General features: G+C 64.0%; 22 protein-coding genes. 11 read left to right on the forward strand and 11 right to left on the reverse strand.

What is annotated here, in order from left to right; all coding sequences use genetic code 11:
* Positions 1 to 115: 115 nt before the first annotated feature.
* Positions 116 to 853, reverse strand: a complete 738-nt coding sequence (locus J0663_RS28145) for a phosphatase PAP2 family protein (RefSeq protein WP_207245712.1) — start codon at positions 851 to 853, stop codon at positions 116 to 118.
* A gap of 192 nt (positions 854 to 1,045) precedes the next feature.
* On the opposite strand from J0663_RS28145, the gene J0663_RS28150 reads away from it, so the two are divergent.
* Positions 1,046 to 1,591 (forward strand): hypothetical protein, encoded by a 546-nt coding sequence (locus J0663_RS28150; protein ID WP_207245713.1) that lies wholly within the window; start codon positions 1,046 to 1,048, stop codon positions 1,589 to 1,591.
* A 14-nt stretch (positions 1,592 to 1,605) separates the two neighbouring features.
* Here J0663_RS28150 and J0663_RS28155 read toward each other — a convergent pair whose 3' ends face one another.
* The 5 genes from J0663_RS28155 to J0663_RS28175 all read right to left on the reverse strand — a co-directional run bounded on the left by J0663_RS28155 (position 1,606) and on the right by J0663_RS28175 (position 6,288).
* The gene (locus J0663_RS28155) at positions 1,606 to 3,099 is read right to left on the reverse strand and encodes an HAL/PAL/TAL family ammonia-lyase (RefSeq protein WP_207245714.1); all 1,494 of its coding nucleotides are present in this window, start codon (positions 3,097 to 3,099) and stop codon (positions 1,606 to 1,608) included.
* Positions 3,096 to 3,872, reverse strand: a complete 777-nt coding sequence (locus J0663_RS28160) for an ABC transporter ATP-binding protein (protein WP_207245715.1) — start codon at positions 3,870 to 3,872, stop codon at positions 3,096 to 3,098. Before J0663_RS28160 ends, J0663_RS28155 begins: the two co-directional genes overlap by 4 nt.
* Before the next feature lie 27 nt (positions 3,873 to 3,899).
* Entirely contained in the window at positions 3,900 to 4,604 is a 705-nt protein-coding gene (locus tag J0663_RS28165; protein WP_207245716.1) for an ABC transporter permease, read from the reverse strand.
* A gap of 10 nt (positions 4,605 to 4,614) precedes the next feature.
* A complete protein-coding gene (locus J0663_RS28170) occupies positions 4,615 to 5,340 on the reverse strand; it encodes an ABC transporter permease (protein ID WP_207245717.1) in 726 nt (241 codons plus the stop codon).
* 105 nt (positions 5,341 to 5,445) lie between these two features.
* Positions 5,446 to 6,288 (reverse strand): transporter substrate-binding domain-containing protein, encoded by an 843-nt coding sequence (locus tag J0663_RS28175; protein WP_207245718.1) that lies wholly within the window; start codon positions 6,286 to 6,288, stop codon positions 5,446 to 5,448.
* A 194-nt stretch (positions 6,289 to 6,482) separates the two neighbouring features.
* Here J0663_RS28175 and hutC (J0663_RS28180) point away from each other — a divergent pair, with 194 nt between their 5' ends.
* On the forward strand, positions 6,483 to 7,238 hold the full coding sequence (gene hutC / locus J0663_RS28180) for a histidine utilization transcriptional repressor HutC (protein WP_207245719.1): 756 nt from the start codon (positions 6,483 to 6,485) through the stop codon (positions 7,236 to 7,238).
* A 32-nt stretch (positions 7,239 to 7,270) separates the two neighbouring features.
* Here the strand turns inward: hutC (J0663_RS28180) and hutC (J0663_RS28185) are convergent, their stop codons facing one another.
* Both hutC (J0663_RS28185) and J0663_RS28190 read right to left on the reverse strand, forming a co-directional pair.
* Positions 7,271 to 7,993, reverse strand: coding sequence for a histidine utilization transcriptional repressor HutC (hutC, locus tag J0663_RS28185; protein WP_207245934.1), 723 nt, complete (start codon positions 7,991 to 7,993; stop codon positions 7,271 to 7,273).
* Positions 7,994 to 8,051: 58 nt separating this feature from the next.
* The gene (locus tag J0663_RS28190; RefSeq protein ID WP_207245720.1) at positions 8,052 to 9,398 is read right to left on the reverse strand and encodes a formimidoylglutamate deiminase; all 1,347 of its coding nucleotides are present in this window, start codon (positions 9,396 to 9,398) and stop codon (positions 8,052 to 8,054) included.
* A gap of 122 nt (positions 9,399 to 9,520) precedes the next feature.
* On the opposite strand from J0663_RS28190, the gene hutI reads away from it, so the two are divergent.
* The 6 genes from hutI (at position 9,521) to J0663_RS28220 (ending at position 16,341) form a co-directional block, all read left to right on the forward strand.
* Positions 9,521 to 10,783 (forward strand): imidazolonepropionase, encoded by a 1,263-nt coding sequence (gene hutI / locus J0663_RS28195; RefSeq protein ID WP_207245721.1) that lies wholly within the window; start codon positions 9,521 to 9,523, stop codon positions 10,781 to 10,783.
* The gene (gene hutH, locus J0663_RS28200; RefSeq protein ID WP_207245722.1) at positions 10,780 to 12,315 is read left to right on the forward strand and encodes a histidine ammonia-lyase; all 1,536 of its coding nucleotides are present in this window, start codon (positions 10,780 to 10,782) and stop codon (positions 12,313 to 12,315) included. The genes hutI and hutH overlap by 4 nt, the downstream gene beginning before the upstream one ends.
* 139 nt (positions 12,316 to 12,454) lie before the next feature.
* Positions 12,455 to 13,258, forward strand: a complete 804-nt coding sequence (gene hutG / locus J0663_RS28205; RefSeq protein ID WP_207245723.1) for an N-formylglutamate deformylase — start codon at positions 12,455 to 12,457, stop codon at positions 13,256 to 13,258.
* Between the two features lie 25 nt (positions 13,259 to 13,283).
* Positions 13,284 to 14,957: a urocanate hydratase gene (gene hutU, locus J0663_RS28210; protein ID WP_207245724.1), complete on the forward strand. Its 1,674-nt coding sequence runs from the start codon at positions 13,284 to 13,286 to the stop codon at positions 14,955 to 14,957.
* Positions 14,958 to 14,962: 5 nt separating this feature from the next.
* Positions 14,963 to 15,556, forward strand: a complete 594-nt coding sequence (locus J0663_RS28215; protein WP_207245725.1) for a HutD/Ves family protein — start codon at positions 14,963 to 14,965, stop codon at positions 15,554 to 15,556.
* A gap of 155 nt (positions 15,557 to 15,711) precedes the next feature.
* Entirely contained in the window at positions 15,712 to 16,341 is a 630-nt protein-coding gene (locus J0663_RS28220) for a J domain-containing protein (RefSeq protein WP_207245726.1), read from the forward strand.
* Between the two features lie 26 nt (positions 16,342 to 16,367).
* Here J0663_RS28220 and J0663_RS28225 read toward each other — a convergent pair whose 3' ends face one another.
* Positions 16,368 to 17,069, reverse strand: a complete 702-nt coding sequence (locus tag J0663_RS28225) for a DUF899 family protein (RefSeq protein ID WP_207245727.1) — start codon at positions 17,067 to 17,069, stop codon at positions 16,368 to 16,370.
* A gap of 472 nt (positions 17,070 to 17,541) precedes the next feature.
* Positions 17,542 to 17,724 carry a hypothetical protein gene (locus tag J0663_RS28230; RefSeq protein ID WP_207245728.1) on the reverse strand — a complete coding sequence of 61 codons (183 nt, stop codon included), beginning with the start codon at positions 17,722 to 17,724 and terminating at the stop codon, positions 17,542 to 17,544.
* Between the two features lie 70 nt (positions 17,725 to 17,794).
* Between J0663_RS28230 and J0663_RS28235 the strand changes: the two genes are divergently transcribed.
* Positions 17,795 to 18,433, forward strand: a complete 639-nt coding sequence (locus J0663_RS28235) for an alpha/beta hydrolase family protein (protein ID WP_207245729.1) — start codon at positions 17,795 to 17,797, stop codon at positions 18,431 to 18,433.
* A 64-nt stretch (positions 18,434 to 18,497) separates the two neighbouring features.
* On the opposite strand, the gene pcaQ is transcribed toward J0663_RS28235, so the two are convergent.
* Positions 18,498 to 19,415: a pca operon transcription factor PcaQ gene (pcaQ, locus tag J0663_RS28240; protein WP_207245730.1), complete on the reverse strand. Its 918-nt coding sequence runs from the start codon at positions 19,413 to 19,415 to the stop codon at positions 18,498 to 18,500.
* Positions 19,416 to 19,720: 305 nt separating this feature from the next.
* Here pcaQ and pcaD point away from each other — a divergent pair, with 305 nt between their 5' ends.
* Entirely contained in the window at positions 19,721 to 20,530 is an 810-nt protein-coding gene (gene pcaD, locus J0663_RS28245; RefSeq protein ID WP_207245731.1) for a 3-oxoadipate enol-lactonase, read from the forward strand.
* Positions 20,527 to 20,931: a 4-carboxymuconolactone decarboxylase gene (pcaC, locus tag J0663_RS28250; protein ID WP_207245732.1), complete on the forward strand. Its 405-nt coding sequence runs from the start codon at positions 20,527 to 20,529 to the stop codon at positions 20,929 to 20,931. Before pcaD ends, pcaC begins: the two co-directional genes overlap by 4 nt.
* The last annotated feature ends 10 nt before the right edge of the window (positions 20,932 to 20,941 follow it).

The raw sequence follows: 20,941 nt of genomic DNA on the forward strand, positions 1-20,941 counted from the left end.
AGCCCTATACGGGAATTGAAAGTGTTGAAGCGCCGTGCGTCCGAAAGAATGCACGGGCGCTCTACCTACTGAAGCACGGTGGCGCCGCAAGGACCGCCGTTCCCCCCGGCGAGCGCTATTTGCTGTCGCCGTTTTCGGTTTCCACGCCATCCTCAGAGGCGCGGCTCGGAATTAAACGCTTCGAGATCAGCCAGCAGCCGAGCGCCCAGAGCGCGCCCGCGCACCATCCCGCGAAGACGTCCGTGGGATAGTGGACGCCGAGATAGATCCGGCTGAGGCCGATGATGACGGCAAGGAAGACGCCGGCGACCATGACGAAGATCCGCGTCGAGCGGTAACGCTGCGTGCGCGCCACGAGCGCGCCGAGCGTCAGATAGGTCACCGCCGAGACCATGGCGTGTCCGGAGGGGAAGCTGAGATCGCTGACCTCAACGAGATGCGGCACGATGTCCGGACGCGGACGCGCCACGAGGATCTTGAGGAGCGTGCTCGCGAGCCAGCCTGTCAGCACCGAGGAAAAGACGAAGATCGCGATCTGCCAGCGCCGGTCGAGCAGAAGATAGACGGTGATGAGAACCGTCAGCAAGGCGAGTACGGTGACGCCTCCGAGGCTGGTGATGTCGTCCATCGCATGCGTCAACCAGGCGGGACCGATCGGCACCGCAAGATCACCCTGTTGTCTGAGCGCCAGCAGGATCGCCTCGTCGAAACGAAAGGTCTCGCCCTCAAGAACCTCGCTCGTCAGCCGCTGCAGCACGAACAGCCCGCCCGCGACCGACGCCAGCGTGATCAGCGTCAGCGGCTCATATGCCGTAAGCCTCGCCAAAAATCCGCGTCGTTGAATCTCACTCATCCCGACCATCGAACTCCCTTCGCATCATGTCGATCTCCGCCAGATTGGCAATGCAAGCCGTAAATTCAAGGCTTTGCGGCACTTGGGAACAATTCGAGGCGATGTCGTCGGCAGGTCTCGGAAGCACGGTAGCAAAAGCTCAACCTTCTTTTGCTATGGCTAAAGCCGATTGTCCTGGAGATGGTTTCGGCGATGAAAATCCTGACCGCGATGGTTCTGATGGCAGCCGTCCTGCAGCCGGTTTCAGCCTTGGGCGAGACCGAATGGATGGGCGGCGCAAGGCAATGGTCGGTCGGCTTTGAAAGCGCCGGCCCGCAGCCATACTGCCGTCTGCGTTGGGACAGCGAGATCGGCAAGACCATGGAATTCCGCCAGAGCGCGAACGAGACCTTCTGGCTCGTCGCGAAGAACAGCTGGGACATCCCGGCCGATACCAAAACCGAGGTGACGCTGATCGATCGCCAGGTGACGAAGGTGGTCGCCGCCGAATTCTTCGACAAGAACACGCTTCGGCTCTGGCCCATCGGCAGCAAGGGAAGCGCCGGGCTGAAAAAGATCATCAAGAATTCCTTTGCCGGAACCCCTGACGTGCAACTGACCTTTGCCGGCGACGAAGGCGACTGGACGCTGCCGCTTTCGCGGGTGGATCAGCTCTATCCAACCTTCTCTCAATGCCTCAAGCGGTTGGAGGCCGGCGAAAAGGCCAAAGAGGATTCGGCAACCAGCAAGCCGTTCTGAGAGTCTCGTCCAGCTCAGCTGATCGGCGGCGGCATGGTATACTGGATCAGGCTGCGCACCGCCTCGATATCGCCATTGAGCGGCCGCTCGTCACCGTAGTGGAAAACCTGCTCCCGCACGGCCTTGTAAACGAGGTCCGTGCCGGCCGCCCGCGGCGCCGTCGCCGCCAGGAAATCATGCGCCTGGGCCGCGGCCATCAGTTCGATCGCCAGAATATATTCGACATTGTCGATGACGGCGAGCAGCTTGCCGGCGGCGGCTGTGGGATGCGCGAGAAAATCCTCCTGCAGGCCGGAGGTCAGCCCGCCATCCATGGCAGCGGGCGCGGCAAGCCGGCGGTTCTCGTTGCTGAGGGCGGCGGCGGTATATTGCGCGATCATGAAGCCGGAATGGCTGCCGGCATCGCTTGCGAGAAACGGCGGCAGGCCGCTGACCAGCGGATTGACGAGCCGGTCCATGCGCCTCTCGCTGATCGCACCGAGCTGGGCCATTGCAACGGCGAGGCTGTCAGCCGCCTGCCCGAGCGCCGGGGCAACCGCATGCGCCTCGGAGGAGACGACGGGTTCTTCCGGAGTGCCTGAGACGGCGGGATTGTCCGTCACCGAGGCCAGTTCCTGATCGGCGATACGGGCGGAATTGTCGAAGACATCGCGGGCCGCGCCATGGGCATGCGGCACCGACCGAAGGCTCAGCGCATCCTGGGTGCGCCGGCCGAAGGCGGCGGCGACAAGCCCGCTGCCCAGCAGCCGAGCGCGCAGCGCAGCGCCCACCTTTTCGATTCCGGCAGACGGCCGAAGCGCCAGCACCGTCGCGTCGAAGGCGGCGATCTGGCAGCCGGCCGCTTCCAGCGTCAGCGCCGCGATGGCATCGGCCCAGTCGAGCAGCCGCTCGGCGCGCAAAAGCGCCACTGCCGTCAATCCCGTGGCGCAGGCCGTGCCGTTGACCAGGCTCAAGCCTTCCTTGGCGCCGAGCACCAGCGGTGCAAGGCCGATCGCCGCAAGCGCTTCGCGGCCGCTGATGCGCCGCCCGCCGAGCGTCGCGCTGCCTTCGCCGATCAAGACGAGCGCCGTATGGGCATTATGGGTGAGATACCCGGCCGAGCCCTTGGACGGCACGTCCGGAATGCAATCATGTTCCAGCATGGCTGCGAGATGCTCGACGATCTCGCGCCGCACGCCGGAATGACCATGGGCGAAGTTCGCAATCTGAGCAGCGATGATGGCGCGCACCTCACGGGCGGGCAGAAGCGGGCCGACGCCGCAGGCATGGCTGAGCACGATGCTGCGCGACAACAGGCTCTGCGAGGCGCGGTCGACCACCGTATCGGCCAGCGCCCCAACACCGGTGTTGACGCCATAGGCGCGCACGCCAGTTTCGACGATGCGCGCGACGATGCGGCTTGCCTCGTCGACCCGCGCCCAGGCAGCCGGCGACAAGACAAGACTTTCCCCTGCGCCGACGCGGGCGACATCGCGCCAGCTCAGCAGCTTATCGAGAGTGATGGTCATTGACCCGTTCCGAAATGTCCGATGAACTGGCGGAAGGCGGGTGTGGCGCCGCCGGCAAACATCTCGTCCGGCGTGCCGCTGCTCTCGATCAGCCCTTCGCGCATGAAGACGACGCGGTTCGAGACGTTGCGGGCAAAGCTCATCTCATGGGTGACGACGAGCATGGTCATGCCTTCCTCAGCCAGCGCGCGCATGACACGCAGCACCTCGCCGACCAGTTCCGGATCGAGCGCCGATGTCGGCTCGTCGAACAGCATGACCTTCGGCTTCATCGCCAAGGCGCGCGCGATCGCGGCGCGCTGCTGCTGGCCGCCGGAAAGATGGGCGGGATAGGCGTGGCGCTTATCGGCGATGCCGACCTTTTCGAGCAGGGCCTCGGCCTCGGCGATGCAATCGGCGCGCGGCCGCTTCAGAACATGGATCGGACCCTCGATGACGTTCTGCAGGATTGTCATATGGGACCAGAGATTGAAGGACTGGAACACCATGCCGAGTTCGGAGCGGATATGGTCGACCTGCTTCTGGCTGGCCGGCCTTGTCTTGCCGTTCTTGTGAATCATCTCGATATGCTCACCGTCGACCCAGATCTCGCCGTCGCTTGCGGTTTCGAGCAGGTTGATACAGCGCAGGAAGGTGGACTTGCCGGAGCCGGAGGCGCCGAGCAGCGAAATCACATCGCCATCCTGAGCATCGAGGGAAATGCCGCGCAGCACCTCATGCGTGCCGAAGCTCTTGCGGATATTGCGGACCGAAAGTCGGGTGACGCCTGGCATGGTAGCTCCAATCGGGTCAAAAGCCGCTTACGCCTTCAGCGCCTGCGGAATCGCACGGCGGTGTCGGGAGAGCGAATATTCGAGCAGGGCCATGCCCTGCAGGATGATGAAGTTCAAAATGAGATAGATGATCGCGGCGCAGAGGAAGACTTCCATCGTACGGTAGGTCTGCGAGATCAACCGCTGAGCCACACCGGTGACCTCCCAGACGGTGACGAGGCTTGCGAGCGCCGTCGACTTCATCATCAGCACGATCTCGGTGGAATAGGCCGGCAGCGCGTGGCGGAAAGCGATCGGCGCCAGGATGCGGCGCACCAGCAGGAAGCCGGACATGCCGATCGAGCGCGCCGCCTCGATCTCCTTCGGCGAGACGGCGCGGATGCCGCCGCGGAAGATCTCCGCCGTGTAGCCGGCCGTGCAGAGCGCCAGGGACAGGATGGCGCAGACCATCGGCTCGCGCAGGAACGGCCAGAGGAAGGAATAACGGATGACGCCGAACTGGCCGAGGCCGTAGAAGACCAGGAACATCTGGATCAAGAGCGGCGAGCCGCGGAAGACGAAGATATAGCCCTTGGCAAAGCCCGACAGCACCGGATTGCCGCTGACCCGCATCCAGACGATGACGAGCGCCAGCAGGCCGCCGAAGAAGATCGACAGCGAAAACAGGATCAGCGTCGTCGGCACTGCTTTGAGCAGCGTGACCATGGTCGAGGTGAGGAAGGTGAAATCCATCGTCGCCCCCTTACGCCTGGCCCATGGCCGAGGCGGGCATGCTGCGGTTGGCCCGGCGTTCGGCGCCGTTGAAAATGCGGTCCGACAGGCTGGTCAGGATCAGATAGAGGCAGCCGCCGGCGATGAAGAACAGGAAATATTGCCGCGTCGATCCCGCCGCCACCTGGCTGGTGCGCATCAGTTCGGCGAGGCCGGTGACGGAGATCAGCGCCGAATCCTTGAGGCTGAGCTGCCAGACATTGCCGAGGCCGGGAATGGCGAGACGCAGCACCTGCGGCATGATGATGCGGCGAAAGCGCATGCCGCGATGCATGCCGATCGCGGAGGCGGCTTCGAGCTCGCCCTTGGAAATGGCGAGGAAGGCGCCGCGGAACACTTCCGCCTGATAGGAACCGGAAATGATGCCGACGGCAAGCGCGCCGGCGGCGAAGGAAGGCAGGCCGAGGAAGCCTTCGTAACCCATCGCCTTGCCGATCGAGGTAACGGCCGAGGAGCCGCCGAAATAGATGAGGTAGATGATCAGCAGTTCCGGCACGCCGCGAAAGACGGTCGTATAGACATTGCCGAGCATAACGAGAATGGGATTGCCGGAGAGCTTTGCCGCCGCGACGATCGCGCCGAGCACCGCGCCGATGGCAAGCGCCGTCGCCGTGACGGCGAGCGTCATTAAGGCGGCGAGGATGAGCAGCGCGCCCCATCCCGTCGAGCCGAAGCCGAGCAGTTCCAAGCTTGCCATATCGTCCGTTCCCCGTCCGTGGCAGTGTCTTATGGATTTGAGAATAACACGCGGTCCCCGGCGATAAAGCCGGAGACCGGTGCCCGCGGCCAAATGGCCGGAGGCTTATTGCTGCGGACTGACGTCCATCTTGAACCATTTCATCGAAAGGGTCTTGACCGTGCCGTCGGCAAGAGCCGACTTGATCGCCGCGTTGAACTTGTCGCGCAGTTCCGTATCGGCCTTGCGGATGCCGAGACCTTCGCCCTCGCCCCAGATCGAGCCGGCGATCTCAGGGCCGGTGAAGGCGAGTGCGCCGTTAGCGGCTTGGAAGGCGTTGGCGAAATAGACGGCATCGTCGAAGCCGAGATCGATGCGGCCGTTCTGCAGATCGAGGTCGCGATCGGCGCCGGTCTTGTATTCGCGGATCTCGGCGATGTCGCCGAAATTGTCATAGACGAACTTGGCGTAAACAGTCGCCGCCTGAATGCCGATCGTCTTGCCCTTGAACAATTCCTTCAGCGCCTCGATCTCCTTCACGCCGGTCTGGCCGGGCGTCATCTTGATCGTGGCGCCGGTGCCGGCGGCGTTGGCGAGCGGGCTGTCCTTGGCCGTGGCGAAGGCGGCCGGCGTGGCGGCATAGGGAATGGTGAAGTCGATCACCTGCCGGCGCTCTTCGGTAATGGACAGCGCATCCATGATGACGTCGAACTTGCCGGCGTTGAGCGCCGGGATCATGCCGTCCCAGTCGGAGGCGACCAGCGTGCATTCGATCTTGGCGCGCTCGCAGAGCACCTTGGCAAGCTCCGGCTCGAAGCCGCCGAGCGTGCCGTCGGCATTGGTAAGATTCCAGGGCGCATAGGCGCCTTCAAGCGTGATGGTTGCCTTTGTCCAGTCCTTGGAAAAGGCAGGCGCTGCGAAAGCGGAAAAAGCCGCCACGCCGCAAAACAGGATTGCGCTGAATTTCATCGATGAATTCTCCTCTGGAGTTGAAACAGACCTTGCGGCACCAACGCCGATCTTCGCCGGCTTGCCCTTTCCATCCTATTTTCATGCAAGGACCGATTGGGAGGTTGTATATGGTACCATATGAGATATTTTGTGATATGCAAGAGAAAAGTCGATTTAAGCGGCGATTGTCACTCGTGCAGAAGGAATAGGCAATGAAGCGTTCCGGGGAGATGAAGCGCGAACTGGCGGGCAATGACACCACGCCGCTTTATGCCGGCGTCAAGCAGGTGATCCTCGACCGCATCCACAGCGGCGAGTGGCCGCCGAAATACCGGGTGCCGTCGGAAAACGAGCTAGTCGTCGAACTCGGCGTCAGCAAGATGACCGCCAACCGGGCGCTGCGCGAACTTGCCAATGAGGGCGAACTCGTGCGCATCCAGGGCGTCGGGTCCTTCGTCGCCGAGCGCAAGGGTTATTCGGCGCTGTTCGAGGTGCGCAACATTGCCGAGGAAATCGCCGAGCGCGGCCATGTCCACGAGGCTTCCGTCATCGTTCTCGCCCAGGAAACAGCCTCTCCCGAGGTCGCCGACGCCTTGGAACTTGAAATCGGCGCGGCAGTGTTCCACTCGCTGATCGTGCACAGCGAAAACGGCGTGCCGGTGCAGATCGAGGACCGCTTCGTCCATCCCGAGGCCGCCCCCGAATATCTCGCCCAGGATTTCACAATCGTGACGCCGAACGCCTATTTGACGGCCGCCGCCCCGCTCAGCGGCTCCGAGCACGTCGTCGAGGCGGCGATGCCGCAGGCCTGGGAATGCAAGCTGCTGACCATATTGAAGACCGAACCCTGCCTGACCATCCGCCGGCGCACATGGTCGGCAAAGCAGGTGGTCTCGACCGCCCGCCTCGTCTACCCCGGCTATCGCTACCGGCTCGAGGCCCGCAGCGGCAAGATGTTCGAAGAGTAAATCGTCGTCATCTTGTATATGGAACTTGCCGCCTATTGCGAGGCTGGCGTGAACCGCGCCACCAGCGCGTGACGATCGCCGGGATAGGTGAAGCGCACGTGGGTCACCGGGCCGGCGCCGCTCCAGGTGCGGCGTTCGACCACCAGACAGGCGGTGTTGCGCGCAATGTCGAGTGCCGCGGCCACTTCGGCACCGGCTGATATGGCGTGGATGCGATGTTCGGCCGTGCTCCACGGCACCTGGTTGAGCAGCCACGGCCCCGGCGCCATCGTCAGGAAATCGACATCGGCGGCCTCAGGCACGGTCGCGAGGCTGATCAGCCGTTCCTCCAGGCAGAAGGGCCGCGCTCCGGCATTGTGGATGCAGACGACCTCGACGACCGAGGACGCCACCGGCAATTCCAGCCGGCTTCTGTCTTCCGCTTTGGCCTTGCGGCATGTCTTCTTCGACACCGCATAGGAGTAGGGCAGGTTCAGCGACTGCACCTCGGCCTTGATGTCGTGGATTTCGAGAACGGCCGATTGCGCTTGCGGCTGGGTGACGAAGCTGCCGGATTTCTTGCGACGCTCGATCAGCCCGGCCTTGGCAAGCTGGGTCAGCACCTTGTTCACCGTCATGCGCGAGCAGTCATACTGCGTGGCGAGATCGACCTCGAAGGGAATACGATGCCCCGGCGGCCATTCGCCCGAGACGATACGGCCCTCGATCTCGCTCAGGATGCGCTGATGCAAGGTGGGATCCTTGCCTTGGTTCATCGCCATGTTCCGATTGGTCTTCCCGCTATAGGGCATTTTCGTTCCTATTAGAATGCCCTCAAGCGGCGAGCAATTCGCCCATCGCGGCGAGGAACCGCCGGTCGATCGCTTCGCGCCCGACATGGCGGCCACCGGCCACCTGCTTGCGGCCACGTGCCCAGACGCAATCGACGGAAACGCCACCGGCAAACAGCCAGTGATCGAGGATCTGGTCGCCCGAGAGATAGGGAACGGCTGACATATCGAGCGAAACCAGATCGGCGTGATGGCCCTCCATGAGACCGGCCGGCGCTTTCAACGCGGCACCGCCGCCGGCAAGGGCCTGGCTGAATAGCGACAGCGCCGTCGAGCCACCGGGGGCGGCGACGACATTGCGGGCGCGCAGCGCCAGGCGCTGCGAATATTCGAGCTGGCGCAATTCCTCCGGCACGGAGATCAGCACGTTGGAATCCGATCCGATACCGTAACGCCCGCCCTCTTCAAGGAAGAGCGGTGCGGCAAAGGCGCCGTCGCCGAGATTGGCTTCGGTGATCGGGCAGAGGCCGGCAATCGCGCCGCTTTTCGCCATCCGCCGCGTCTCGTCCTCGGTCATATGCGTCGCATGGATCAGGCACCAGCGCTGATCCACAGGCATATGATCGAGCAGCCATTGCACCGGCCGGGCGCCCGACCAGGCAATACAGTCCTCGACCTCCTTCACCTGCTCGGCGACATGGATATGGATGGGGCCGTCGCCGGCCATCGGCAACAGCCTTGCCAGTTCCTCGGGAGTTGCGGCGCGCAGGCTGTGCGGCGCCAGCCCGAGCTCGGCGCCGTCGAGCCGGCCGGCCACTGCACGGCATCCCTCCATTAGCCTTTCGAAGCTTTCGAGCGAATTGATGAAACGACGCTGACCGTCGATCGGGGCAGCGCCGCCGAAGCCGGAATGGGCATAGAAGACCGGCAGCAAGGTCAGGCCGATGCCGGTCTCTGCGCTCGCAGCACCGATGCGTTCGGCAAGCTCGGCGATATTGGCATAAGCGCCGCCGTCCCTGTCATGATGGAGATAGTGGAATTCGCCGACGCGGGAAAAACCAGCCTCCAGCATCTCGGCATAAAGCTTGGCGGCGACCGCCTCAACATGCTCCGGCGTCATCGCCAGGGCAAACTTGTACATGACCGTGCGCCAGCTCCAGAAACTGTCATTGGCCGGGCCGCGCACTTCGGCAAGGCCGGCCATCGCCCGCTGGAAGGCGTGGCTGTGCAGGTTGCCCATCGCGGGAACGAGGAGAGCATGGCATTCGTCGCCGGGCGCGGCGGAAACGCCGGCCTCGATCCGGGCGATGCGCCCGGCATCGAGTGTCAGCCGCACGTCCTTCTGCCAGCCCTGCGGGGTCAATGCCGTGTCTGCGTGAAGTGTGGTCATGACCTTCCCTCTCCTCTTCTCGCGCCGCCAATCTTTCTTTTCCAGAAAAGCGCGCAAAATTTCTCTTGTCACCTATCGATTATGTATATACATGTTTTGGCATAAGGAAAGGCGCAAAGCTGATGACCGGGAACAATTTTTCAGAAGAAGCCCCATCCGCCGACCTCAGGCCGGTGCTGTGGCGCAACGCCCGCTTGGCGACGCTGGCGCCTGACAGAGCGGGTCTCGGGATCGTCGAAAAGGGCGCCGTGCTGACTGAAAGAGGCCGCATCGCCTTTGCCGGCACCGAAAGCGAGCTGTCGGCCTCGGCGATCGAACATTCCGAAATCGTCGATCTCGAAGGCCGCTGGGTCACGCCCGGCCTCGTCGACTGCCACACCCACATCGTTCACGGCGGCAATCGCGCCCGCGAATTCGAGATGCGCCTTGCCGGCGCGAGCTATGAGGAAATCGCCCGTGCCGGCGGCGGCATCGTCTCCTCGGTGAAAGCGACAAATGCGCTGTCGGTCGAAGAGCTGGTCGCGGAGGCGCTGCCGCGGCTCGATACGCTGCTTGCCGAAGGTGTGACGACGATCGAGGTGAAGTCCGGCTACGGGCTGAACCGAAGCGGCGAAGTGAAGATGCTGCAGAGCGCCCGTCTCCTGGGTCATCTCAGACCGATGCGCGTCGCCACCAGCTATCTCGGCGCCCATGCGACGCCGGTGGAATATAAAGGCCGCAATGCCGATTATCTCGACGATGTCGTCCTGCCAGGTCTCGACGACATGTTTAATCTCGGGCTTGCCGATGCCGTCGACGGCTTCTGCGAGGGCATCGCCTTTTCGACGGCCGAGATCGCCCGCGTCTTCGACAAGGCAAAGGCGCTCGGCCTGCCGGTCAAGCTGCATGCCGAGCAGCTCTCCAATCTCGGCGGCGCCAGGCTCGCCGCGTCCTACGGCGCGCTTTCGGCTGATCATCTCGAATATCTCGACGAAGACGGCGTTGCCGCCATGGCCGCTGCCGGCACCGTCGCCGTGCTGCTGCCCGGCGCCTTCTACGCCATCCACGAGAAGCAGAGGCCGCCGGTCGAGGCATTGCGGCGGGCGGGCGTGCCAATCGCCATTGCCACCGACTGCAATCCCGGCACGTCGCCGCTCACCTCGATGCTGCTGACCATGAACATGTCGGCGACGCTGTTCGGCCTCACCGTCGAGGAATGCATCGCCGGCGCCACCCGCGAGGGCGCCCGCGCGCTCGGTCTGCTCGGCGAGACCGGAACGCTCGAACCCGGCAAATCCGCCGACCTCGCCGTCTGGAATATCGAAAGCCTCGCCGAGCTCGTCTATCGCATCGGCTTCAACCCGCTTCACGAACGTGTCTTCAAGGGCGAAAGGAACGGCCGATGACCATCACCCTCCACCCGGGCTCCGTCTCGCTCAAGGATCTCGAGATCATTTACTGGACGGGTGAGCCGGCAAGGCTCGATGCCGCTTTCGATGCCGGTATTGCCAAAGCCGCGGACCGCATCGCCGAGATCGCCGCCGGCAATGCCCCTGTTTACGGCATCAATACCGGCTTCGGCAAACTCGCCTCGATCAAGATCGACAGCGCCGATGTCGCCACGCTGCAGCGCAATCTCATCCTGTCGCATTGCTGCGGTGTCGGCGCGCCCCTGCCCGACAATATCGTCCGGCTGATCATGGCGCTGAAGCTGGTCTCGCTCGGGCGCGGCGCCTCCGGCGTGCGACTCGAGCTGGTGCGGCTGATCGAAGGCATGCTGGAAAAGGGTGTCATCCCGCTCATTCCGGAAAAGGGCTCTGTCGGCGCTTCCGGTGATCTGGCCCCGCTCGCCCATATGGCGGCGGTGATGATGGGCGAGGCCGAAGCCTTCTTCGCCGGCGAACGGCTCTCAGGCGCCGAGGCGCTCGAACGGGCCGGGCTGAAGCCGGTCGTGCTCGCCGCCAAGGAAGGCCTGGCGCTGATCAACGGCACCCAGACCTCGACGGCGCTGGCGCTAGCCGGCCTGTTCCGCGCCCATCGCGCCGCCCAGGCCGCCCTGATCACCGGCGCCATGTCCACGGATGCCGCCATGGGCTCTTCGGCGCCCTTCCATCCCGACATTCACACGCTGCGCGGCCACAAGGGCCAGATCGACACGGCGGCAGCGCTTCGCGCCCTGCTCGAAAATTCCGTCATTCGCCAGAGCCATATCGAGGGCGACGAGCGCGTGCAGGATCCCTATTGCATCCGCTGCCAGCCGCAGGTCGACGGCGCCTGCCTCGATCTACTGCGCTCGGTGGCCCGCACGCTTGAGATCGAAGCCAATGCGGTCACCGACAACCCACTGGTTCTTTCCGACAATTCCGTCGTCTCGGGCGGCAATTTCCACGCCGAACCCGTTGCCTTCGCCGCCGACCAGATCGCGCTCGCCGTCTGCGAGATCGGTGCGATCTCGCAGCGCCGCATCGCGCTGCTGGTCGATCCGGCGCTTTCCTATGGGCTGCCGGCCTTCCTCGCCAAGAAGCCGGGCCTGAACTCGGGCCTGATGATCGCCGAGGTCACCTCGGCGGCGCTGATGTCGGAGAACAAGCAGATGTCGCACCCCGCCTCGGTCGATTCGACGCCGACCTCGGCGAACCAGGAAGACCATGTCTCCATGGCCTGCCATGGTGCGCGCCGCCTCCTGCAGATGACCGAAAACCTGTTCGCCATCATCGGCATCGAGGCGCTGACCGCCGCCCAGGGCGTCGAACTGCGCGCGCCGCTTTCGACCAGCCCGGAGCTTGAAAAGGCAATCGTCGCGATCCGCAGCAAGGTGCCGAGCCTCGATATCGACCGCTACATGGCCACGGATCTCGCCGCCGCCGCCGAACTGGTGGCTACGGGCGCGCTGAATGACTCGGTTTCAACAGGTATATTGCCGGTTCTGGAGGGCTGATCGTGATGGTTCTGCACTTGGTACCCCCTCTGCTCTGCCGGACATCTCCCCCACAGGTGGGGAGATCGGCTGGGCGGACCCGCTCGCTCCAACATCAATTGTTTGGCAAAGCCCCCCAAGACGCCGGAGCACTTTGCCCATGACCGCACCATACGAAATCCGCCAGGGCGCCTCGCCCATCATCCTCGGCTTCCCCCACACCGGCACCGAGGTGCCGCCCGCGATTTACGACCGACTCAACGATAACGGCCGAATCCTCGCCGATACCGACTGGCATATCCACCACCTCTATGAGGGCCTGCTCGACAGCGTCACGATGGTGCGCGCCACCTTCCATCGCTACGTGATCGACGCCAACCGCGATCCCCAGGGCGTCAGCCTCTATCCCGGCCAGAACACCACCGGCCTCGTTCCCGAAACGGATTTCGACGGCAAACCGATCTGGAAGGACGGGCAGGCGCCTGACGAGGCCGATATCGCGGCGCGGCTGCGGGACTTTCATGCGCCCTATCATGCGGCCCTTGCTGCCGAGATCGAGCGCGTCAGAGCCATCCATGGCGTTGCGATCCTCTATGATTGCCACTCGATCCGCTCGCATATTCCCTTCCTGTTCGAAGGCAAGCTGCCGGATTTCAATGTCGGCACCGATATGGGCAAGACCTGCGACAGCGCCATCGAGCAGGCGACGCTGACCGTCGTCCAGGCGGCGCAAGGCTATGACAGCGTCCTCAACGGCCGCTTCAAGGGCGGCTGGACAACCCGCCATTATGGCCGGCCCGAGACCGGTGTGCACGCGATCCAGATGGAGCTCGCGCAATCCACGCATCTCCAGACCGAGGCGCCGCCCTTCGCCTACGACACGGCCAAGGCCGGCATGCTTCGCGTCCATCTCAAAGACATTCTGGTGCGCATCGAGCAGATCGCACCCGGCCTGAAACGATAAAGCTCACTCGACAGGGGAACCGTCCATGAACAATCCACGTCATAACATCCGCGAAATCCGCGCGCCGCGCGGCAACGAACTCAATGCCAAGAGCTGGATGACCGAAGCGCCGCTGCGCATGCTGATGAACAATCTCGATCCCGATGTCGCGGAAAATCCGAACGAACTCGTCGTCTATGGCGGCATCGGCCGTGCTGCCCGCACCTGGGAGGATTTCGACCGCATCGTCGCGACGCTGAAGACGCTGACGGAAGAGGAAACCCTGCTCGTCCAGTCCGGCAAGCCGGTCGGCGTCTTCCGCACCCACAAGGATGCGCCGCGGGTGCTGATAGCCAATTCCAACCTGGTGCCGCATTGGGCGACCTGGGATCACTTCAACGAGCTGGATAAGAAAGGCCTTGCCATGTACGGCCAGATGACGGCCGGTTCGTGGATCTATATCGGCACGCAGGGCATCGTCCAGGGCACCTACGAGACCTTCGTCGAGGCCGGCCGCCAGCATTACGGCGGCAATCTCAAAGGCAAATGGATCCTGACCGGCGGCCTCGGCGGCATGGGCGGCGCCCAGCCGCTCGCCGCCGTCATGGCCGGCGCCTGCTGCCTTGCCGTCGAGTGCAATCCCGACTCGATCGATTTCCGCCTGCGCACCCGCTATCTCGACGCCAAGGCCGAGTCGCTCGATGAAGCGCTTGAGATGATCGACCGCTGGACCAAGGCTGGCGAAGCCAAATCCGTCGGCCTGCTCGGCAATGCCGCCGAGATCCTGCCGGAAATGGTGCGCCGCGGGATCCGCCCCGACATCGTTACCGACCAGACCTCGGCGCATGATCCGATCAACGGCTACCTGCCGAAGGGCTGGACGATGGCCGAGTGGAAGGCCAAGCGCGAGAGCGATCCGAAGGCAGTGGAAAGGGCCGCACGCGCCTCGATGCGCGAGCATGTCGAAGCGATGATCGCCTTCTGGAACGCCGGTATTCCGACCCTCGACTACGGCAACAATATCCGCCAGGTGGCCAAGGAAGAAGGCCTCGAAAACGCCTTCGCCTTCCCGGGCTTCGTGCCTGCCTATATAAGACCGCTGTTCTGCCGCGGCATCGGCCCCTTCCGCTGGGCCGCCCTGTCAGGCGACCCGGAGGACATCTACAAGACCGATGCCAAGGTGCGGGAGCTGACCCCTGGGAATACCCACCTGCACAACTGGCTCGACATGGCCAGGGAGCGCATCGCCTTCCAGGGCCTGCCGGCACGCATCTGCTGGGTCGGTCTCGGCGACCGTCACCGCCTGGCTCTGGCCTTCAACGAAATGGTGAGGAATGGCGAGCTTTCCGCGCCGATCGTCATCGGCCGCGACCACCTCGATTCCGGCTCGGTCGCCTCGCCGAACCGCGAAACTGAGGCGATGAAGGACGGCTCCGACGCTGTTTCCGACTGGCCGCTGCTCAACGCCCTGCTCAATACCGCCTCGGGTGCCACCTGGGTGTCGCTGCATCACGGCGGCGGCGTCGGCATGGGCTTCTCGCAGCATTCCGGCGTCGTCATCTGCGCGGACGGCACGGATGATGCGGCAAAACGTCTCGAGCGCGTGCTCTGGAACGACCCGGCGACCGGCGTCATGCGCCACGCCGATGCCGGCTACGACATCGCGCGGGACTGCGCCCGAGACAAGGGCCTGCGCCTGCCCGGCATTCTCGGGAACTGAACCGCGTGAGGATCCTGCGCGCCGGCGATTACAAACGCATGCCGTGCAAGAACGGCAAGGGAGAGACGGTGGAGATCGCCGTCTTTCCCCCTGATGCCTCCATCGAGGACTTCGACTGGCGCATCAGCAGGGCGACGGTAGCGGAGGACGGCCCGTTTTCGATCTTTCCCGGCATCGACCGGACGCTGGCGGTCCTCGACGGCAACGGTATGGTGCTCGAGATCGACGGTCGCGAGCCCGCACTGCTGACGACGGAAAGCGCGCCCCTGGCCTTCCCGGCCGATATTCCGGTCACCGCAAGGCTCGCGGACGGAGCGATCACCGACCTCAACGTCATGACACGCCGTGGCCGGCGCGCCCACAGGCTCAACCGAATCGACATCGACGGTGCCACGCTGTTGCCGTTGCCGTCGCCGATATGCCTGATCCTCTGCCAGAGCGGCACGGCGTCGTTCCGGCGGAATGGCGAGACCGGGATGCTCAGAGACGGCGACGCACTGCTGATCGAGGAGGCGACGGCAACCGCGCTGGAGATCGATGGCGAAGCCAGATGTTATATCGTCGAGATTGCGGCAGGCCACGCCAGCACAACGAATTGAAAAGGCGTGATAATCGGGCAAAGATCTGAGCGTCCGCGCCCGTCAATGCGATTTCGGCCCGTAGACGCCATTCGTGCTTTCGGTCTAAACTTTGCCCTTCTGATGCAGAAGAAGACCTAGACTGCCCGTGACATAGGGGCGGCAAGGGAGCAGGTGTGACGGATCCATACGATATTCTCGGCGTTGAACGTGATGCGGACGAGGCGAAGCTGAAGGCGGCCTACCGCCGCCTGGCCAAGGTCGCCCACCCGGATTCGGGCGGCGATACGGAAGCTTTCGACAATCTGCAGAAGGCCTATGCGCTGCTTCTCGATCCGGTTCGCCGCAAGGTCTATGACGATACCGGCTATGATGTCGAATTCGCCGATGCCGCCGAGCTGCAGGCGCTGGTGATAATCGAGAAGCTCGTCACCGACGCGGTGCTTGACGAGCGCGCGCCCGGAAGTTTCGATCCCGTCGCCGTCATGCAGGAAAGCCTCTCCGAGGAACTGCGCAAGGCGCGGTTCAGCAAGAGCGAGCTGGAGCGCCATGCCGCGCGTGTCGGCCTGCATCTGGAGCGGCTCGAAAAACAGTCCGGCCGCGATGTGCTCGCCCACATGTTCCGCGCCCGAATCGAAGCGATCGCCAAAGCGGTCGCGGAAACCGAGGCGAAGATCAAGGCGACCGAATGCGCCGCCGACATGCTCGCCGGCTATGTCTACGATGTCGACCCGCCGCCGCTGCCGGAGGCGTCGGTCACCAATCTCGAATGGATCGAGACCTCCAGGAACCGCTCCACCGGCTAGACTAACGGCCTGCGACGCGGCTGACCTTAATAAGACAGCTTCGGATACCAGTCCGGCGCCCGGCCTTCCGGAGTGGTATCGAGCACGGTCCAGAGCGGCATGAGGTCGGGCGCGCCGCGGGGGTCCTCGCCGGGATCGGCCGTCACGGCGCCCATCTCCTCGCTCCAGAAATGGCGGATGGTGCCGTCGCGCCGCGTGAAGACATTGAAAGCGGCGTCATCGCTGCCGCCTTTGCCGATCGCGCGATAGTCGCGGCTATAGTCATCCGTCGGATCGGAATAGAGCGGGATATGATGCCAGCCGCGTTCCTTCTTGAAGGCGAGCAGTTTTTCGATCGGCGAGCGGGCGACGATGGCAAGGGCGACGCGCTGCTGGATGTCGGGCACTTCGCCGTCCCAGGCCGACAGCAGCGACGTGCACATCGGGCACGGGCGCTCGCGCTCCGGACCGAACATGTAGCTGTAGACGATCAGCGTGTCCTTGTCGGCGAAGAGCTCGGCAAAGGACACCGGCCCATTGGCACCTTCGAAGCGATAGTCCTTCTTCACTTCGCCGCCGGGCGGCAGCGTCCGGCGCTGTCTCGCCACGCGCTCAATATGCCGGCGCAATTCGATCTCCTCGGCCAACAGCGCGTCGCGGGCAATACGATATTCCGCGCTCTCATTCGGGAAACGGGCGCCGTTCTTGGCCGCAAGCACGGCGGCGGGTACCAGCTGTCGATTATCCATGAGGATATCCTCCTGTTGTTGCCTGGCGACGTGCCAACCATACGAATTCCAGCACATCGTTAGAATGACGATCGGCGCATGCGGGAATCGACAGCCTCGCCCGGAAAATTTCCCACTTCGGAATCCCGAAATTCCCCCGCTTCGGGATTCCGAAATTCGCGCCGGTTTGCGCGGTGTCGTCGTGGAGAAATATGTAATGATTTCAGGCCGGCAACCAATTTCGGGATTCCGAAGTGCTATATAGATCTTGGTGCGGGTTCAGCACGATCGCCAAGGCAAAGCGACCGCAGCCTCGATGGCTGAAAAGCAAAAAGGGCGCTCGACCCTTGCGGGGAGCGCCCTTATCCTGTCGGACGGCGAACGGCTCGACGACGTCGATACCGGGCGCATCCGTTTTTCAGGCAGGGCCGCTATATGTACCTTTTGACACCCCGTTTCAAGGGGCGTTCTGCATTACCGTTGCGGTCGGCCGCTAAAGGGCCGCGCCGGTCACGGGATTGACCACCGGCCGTTCGCTTTTATCCCCCTCTCGCGGCGGCTGCACTGCCGGCGGCGCCATCGATTCGGCGTCGGCGGGTTCCGGTTTGCCGGGAACGGCGTTGACATCCTTGGGGCGGCGCTGCTCGGGCTTTACGTTTTCGTCATTCGTCGACATTGTCTGTCTCCTTTCCAGGGAGGAAGTCGGAGCCGCCGACATGGTTCCGATGGCAAGGGGAGGATTGCCGATGCTCGACAGGTTTCTGCTCCAGGGGCCGCAGGAAGCGCGCTTCACCATCCTGCTTGCCCACGGCGCCGGCGCCCCTATGGATTCGGCATCGATGGCCGCGACAGCCGAAGCGCTCGCCGGCGTCGGCTTCCGTGTTGCCCGATTCGAATTCGCCTATATGGCCGCGCGCCGCACCGGCGCCCGCAAGCCGCCGCCGCGCGCCGAAGCGCTCAATCCCGAATATGAGGCGGCCGTCGCCGCGCTGGACGCCGGCGGCCCGCTGATCATCGGCGGCAAGTCGATGGGCGGGCGGGTCGCCAGCATGATCGCCGACGATCTCCACCGTCAGGGGAAGATCGCCGGCCTGCTCTGCCTCGGTTACCCCTTCCATCCGCCCGGGCAGCCGGACAAGCTGCGCACCGGCCATCTCAAGGGGCTCGCGACGCCCACCCTGATCTGCCAGGGAACCCGCGACGAATTCGGCACGCGCGAGGAAGTGCCGGGCTACGATCTCTCCGACCGGATCGAGATCCTCTGGCTCGAGGATGGCGACCACGACCTGAAACCGCGCAAGAAAATCTCCGGCTTCTCCAGCGCCGATCATCTCGCCGCGATGGCGAAGGCGGCAAAGGCATGGACCGACCGGCTAGCGGTCTAAGCGCCGCCGCTCGCGCGCGCACCTGTTCGCCGAGCAGCCGGCAAGCAGATTTGACGAGGCGGATTCAGGAAATCTCTCGCGCCGCCTGGCGGATCGTCTGCATCAGGATCGCTTGCGGCAGCGACGGCATGGCGTCGGTCCGCACCGTGAGGCCGACCGGCCCCTTGGTCTCGCCGGTGTCGACCGGCAGCAGCGCCAGCCGCCCATCGGCGACGTCGCCGGCGACCACGCCGTGCGAGATGATCCAGATCGCATCGCTTGCCCTGAGGAAGGCGCGGCCGAAGGAATCAGACACGGTCTCGATCTGGTCCGGCAGACTGGAGACGCCGTTGGCAATCAGGAAATTTTCGACGACCGGGCGGATGATCGAGCCGCGCGTCGGCATCAGCACGGTGTAATTGCCGAAGCCTGAAAACAGCGATTGCCGGCCGTCGAGCAGCGGGTGGCCGGCCCGCACGGCAAACACCACCTGCTCGGAATAGAGATGTTCGAAGGAGAAGCCCGCCATCTTCTCAGCCCCGGCCAGACGACCGACCACGACGTCGAGGTCCCCGACGCGCAGCTGTTCGAGCAGCACGGCATTTTCGCCGGTGACGATCTTCACCCGGCTCCATGTCTTCTCCTGGAGGAAGAGTTCCATCGCCCGCGGCATGATGCGCGACGACACTGTCGGCAGCGCACCGATCCGGATCGGCGGTGCATCGGCGAACTGCGCCTGCGAGACGGAATCGAGGCCCTGGCGCAACGCCGTCAGCGCCGCCCCGGCATGGCGGAGGAAGACCTCGCCGTAACGGGTGATCTTGATGCCGCGGCCGTCGCGCTCGAAGACGGCGACGCCGAGCACCTCTTCCAGCTCGCGGATCGTCTTCGTCACCGCTGGCTGGCTGACATGCAGCAAGTCGGCCGCCTTCATTACGCTCTTCTGCCGCGCCACCTCGACAAAGGTCTGCAGATGGCGAAACTTCACGCGGCTGTCGATCATCGCTCGCATAACTCCGTAGTTATCGAAAAGCCGAAAAATATCATTTTACTTAACCGGATCAACCATTCAATTTCGTGATTGGCATGCTGCGTGAGCCAGCCCCTCATCCGGCTACCGCCACCTTCTCCCCGCTCGCGGGGAGAAGGGATATGCCGCGCCGGCTTCCTCCACCTCGACGATGCGTTGGGCACGTCCCCTCGCCCCGCGAGCGGGGAGAGGGTTAGGGTGAGGGGCAGTCATTGGCGCAAACCAGACGGCTGGGGATCAAGAGCGACTGTGACGGCCTAAGAAGCGAGGAGAGTGACGTGCAATTCGCCCGCATAAACGACGTGACGATCCATTATCAGCTCATCGGCGCGCCCGCCGACCGACCGGTGATCGTCTTCATCAATTCGCTCGGAACGGATTTCCGCATCTGGCGCGATGTCGTGGTGCGGCTTGCCGGCGATTATGCCATCGTGCTTTACGACAAGCGCGGCCACGGTCTCTCCGATGTCGGTCAACTCCCCGCGTCGATCGAGGACCATGCGACCGATCTCGCCGCCCTGCTCGATCTCTTGTCGGTGAAAAACGCCGTCATCTGTGGCCTCTCGGTTGGCGGCCTCATCGCCCAGTCGCTCGTTCAGCACCGGCCGGATCTCGTCGGCGCTCTCATCCTTTGCGACACCGCCCATAAGATCGGCACATCAGACAGCTGGAACGCCCGCATTGCCGCCGTCGAAGAAAGTGGCATCGGCAGCATCGTCGACGCCGTCATGGAGCGCTGGTTCACGCCGGCCTTCCGCCGGCCCGAAAACACCGCCTATTCCGGCTATTGCAACATGCTGACGCGCCAGCCGGTCGAGGGATACCTCGCCGCCTGCTCTGCGATCCGCGATGCCGATTTCACCGAAGCGGCCAAGGCGATCGTTGTGCCCACAATCTGCATTGTCGGCGACCAGGACGGCTCGACGCCGCCCGATCTCGTGCTCTCCACGGCGCGGCTGATATCGGGCGCCCGCTACGAGGTGATCCCAAATTGCGCCCATATTCCCTGTGTGGAGCAGCCGGAGGCGCTGACGGCCATCATCCGCGCCTTCCTTACATCCATTTCGCCTGGAGAAAACAGCCCATGAACGAGACCGCGTCCCCCTCCGAACGCTACCGGCAAGGCATGGCGACCCGCCGCGCCGTGCTCGGCGACGCCCATGTCGATCGCGCCGCAGCCGCCGAGACCGCCTTCGACCGCCCGTTCCAGGAGCTGATTACCGAAGCCGCCTGGGGTCACGTCTGGTCGCGCCCGGCACTGACCAAACGCGAGCGTTCGATCGTCACCATTGCGCTGCTGGCAGCCCTCGGCCAGGATGAGGAGGTCGCCATGCATGTGCGCGCCACCGCCAATACGGGTGCGACCCGCGAGGATATCTGCGAAGCGCTCTTACATGTGGCGATTTATGCCGGGGTTCCTGCCGCGAACCACGCGATCAAGATCGCCAAACAGGCCTTTGCACAGATGGACGCCGAAAAGGCGGCCTAAGGGAGGGGAA

It is taken from the genome of Rhizobium lentis (assembly GCF_017352135.1).
Classification (GTDB): domain Bacteria; phylum Pseudomonadota; class Alphaproteobacteria; order Rhizobiales; family Rhizobiaceae; genus Rhizobium; species Rhizobium lentis.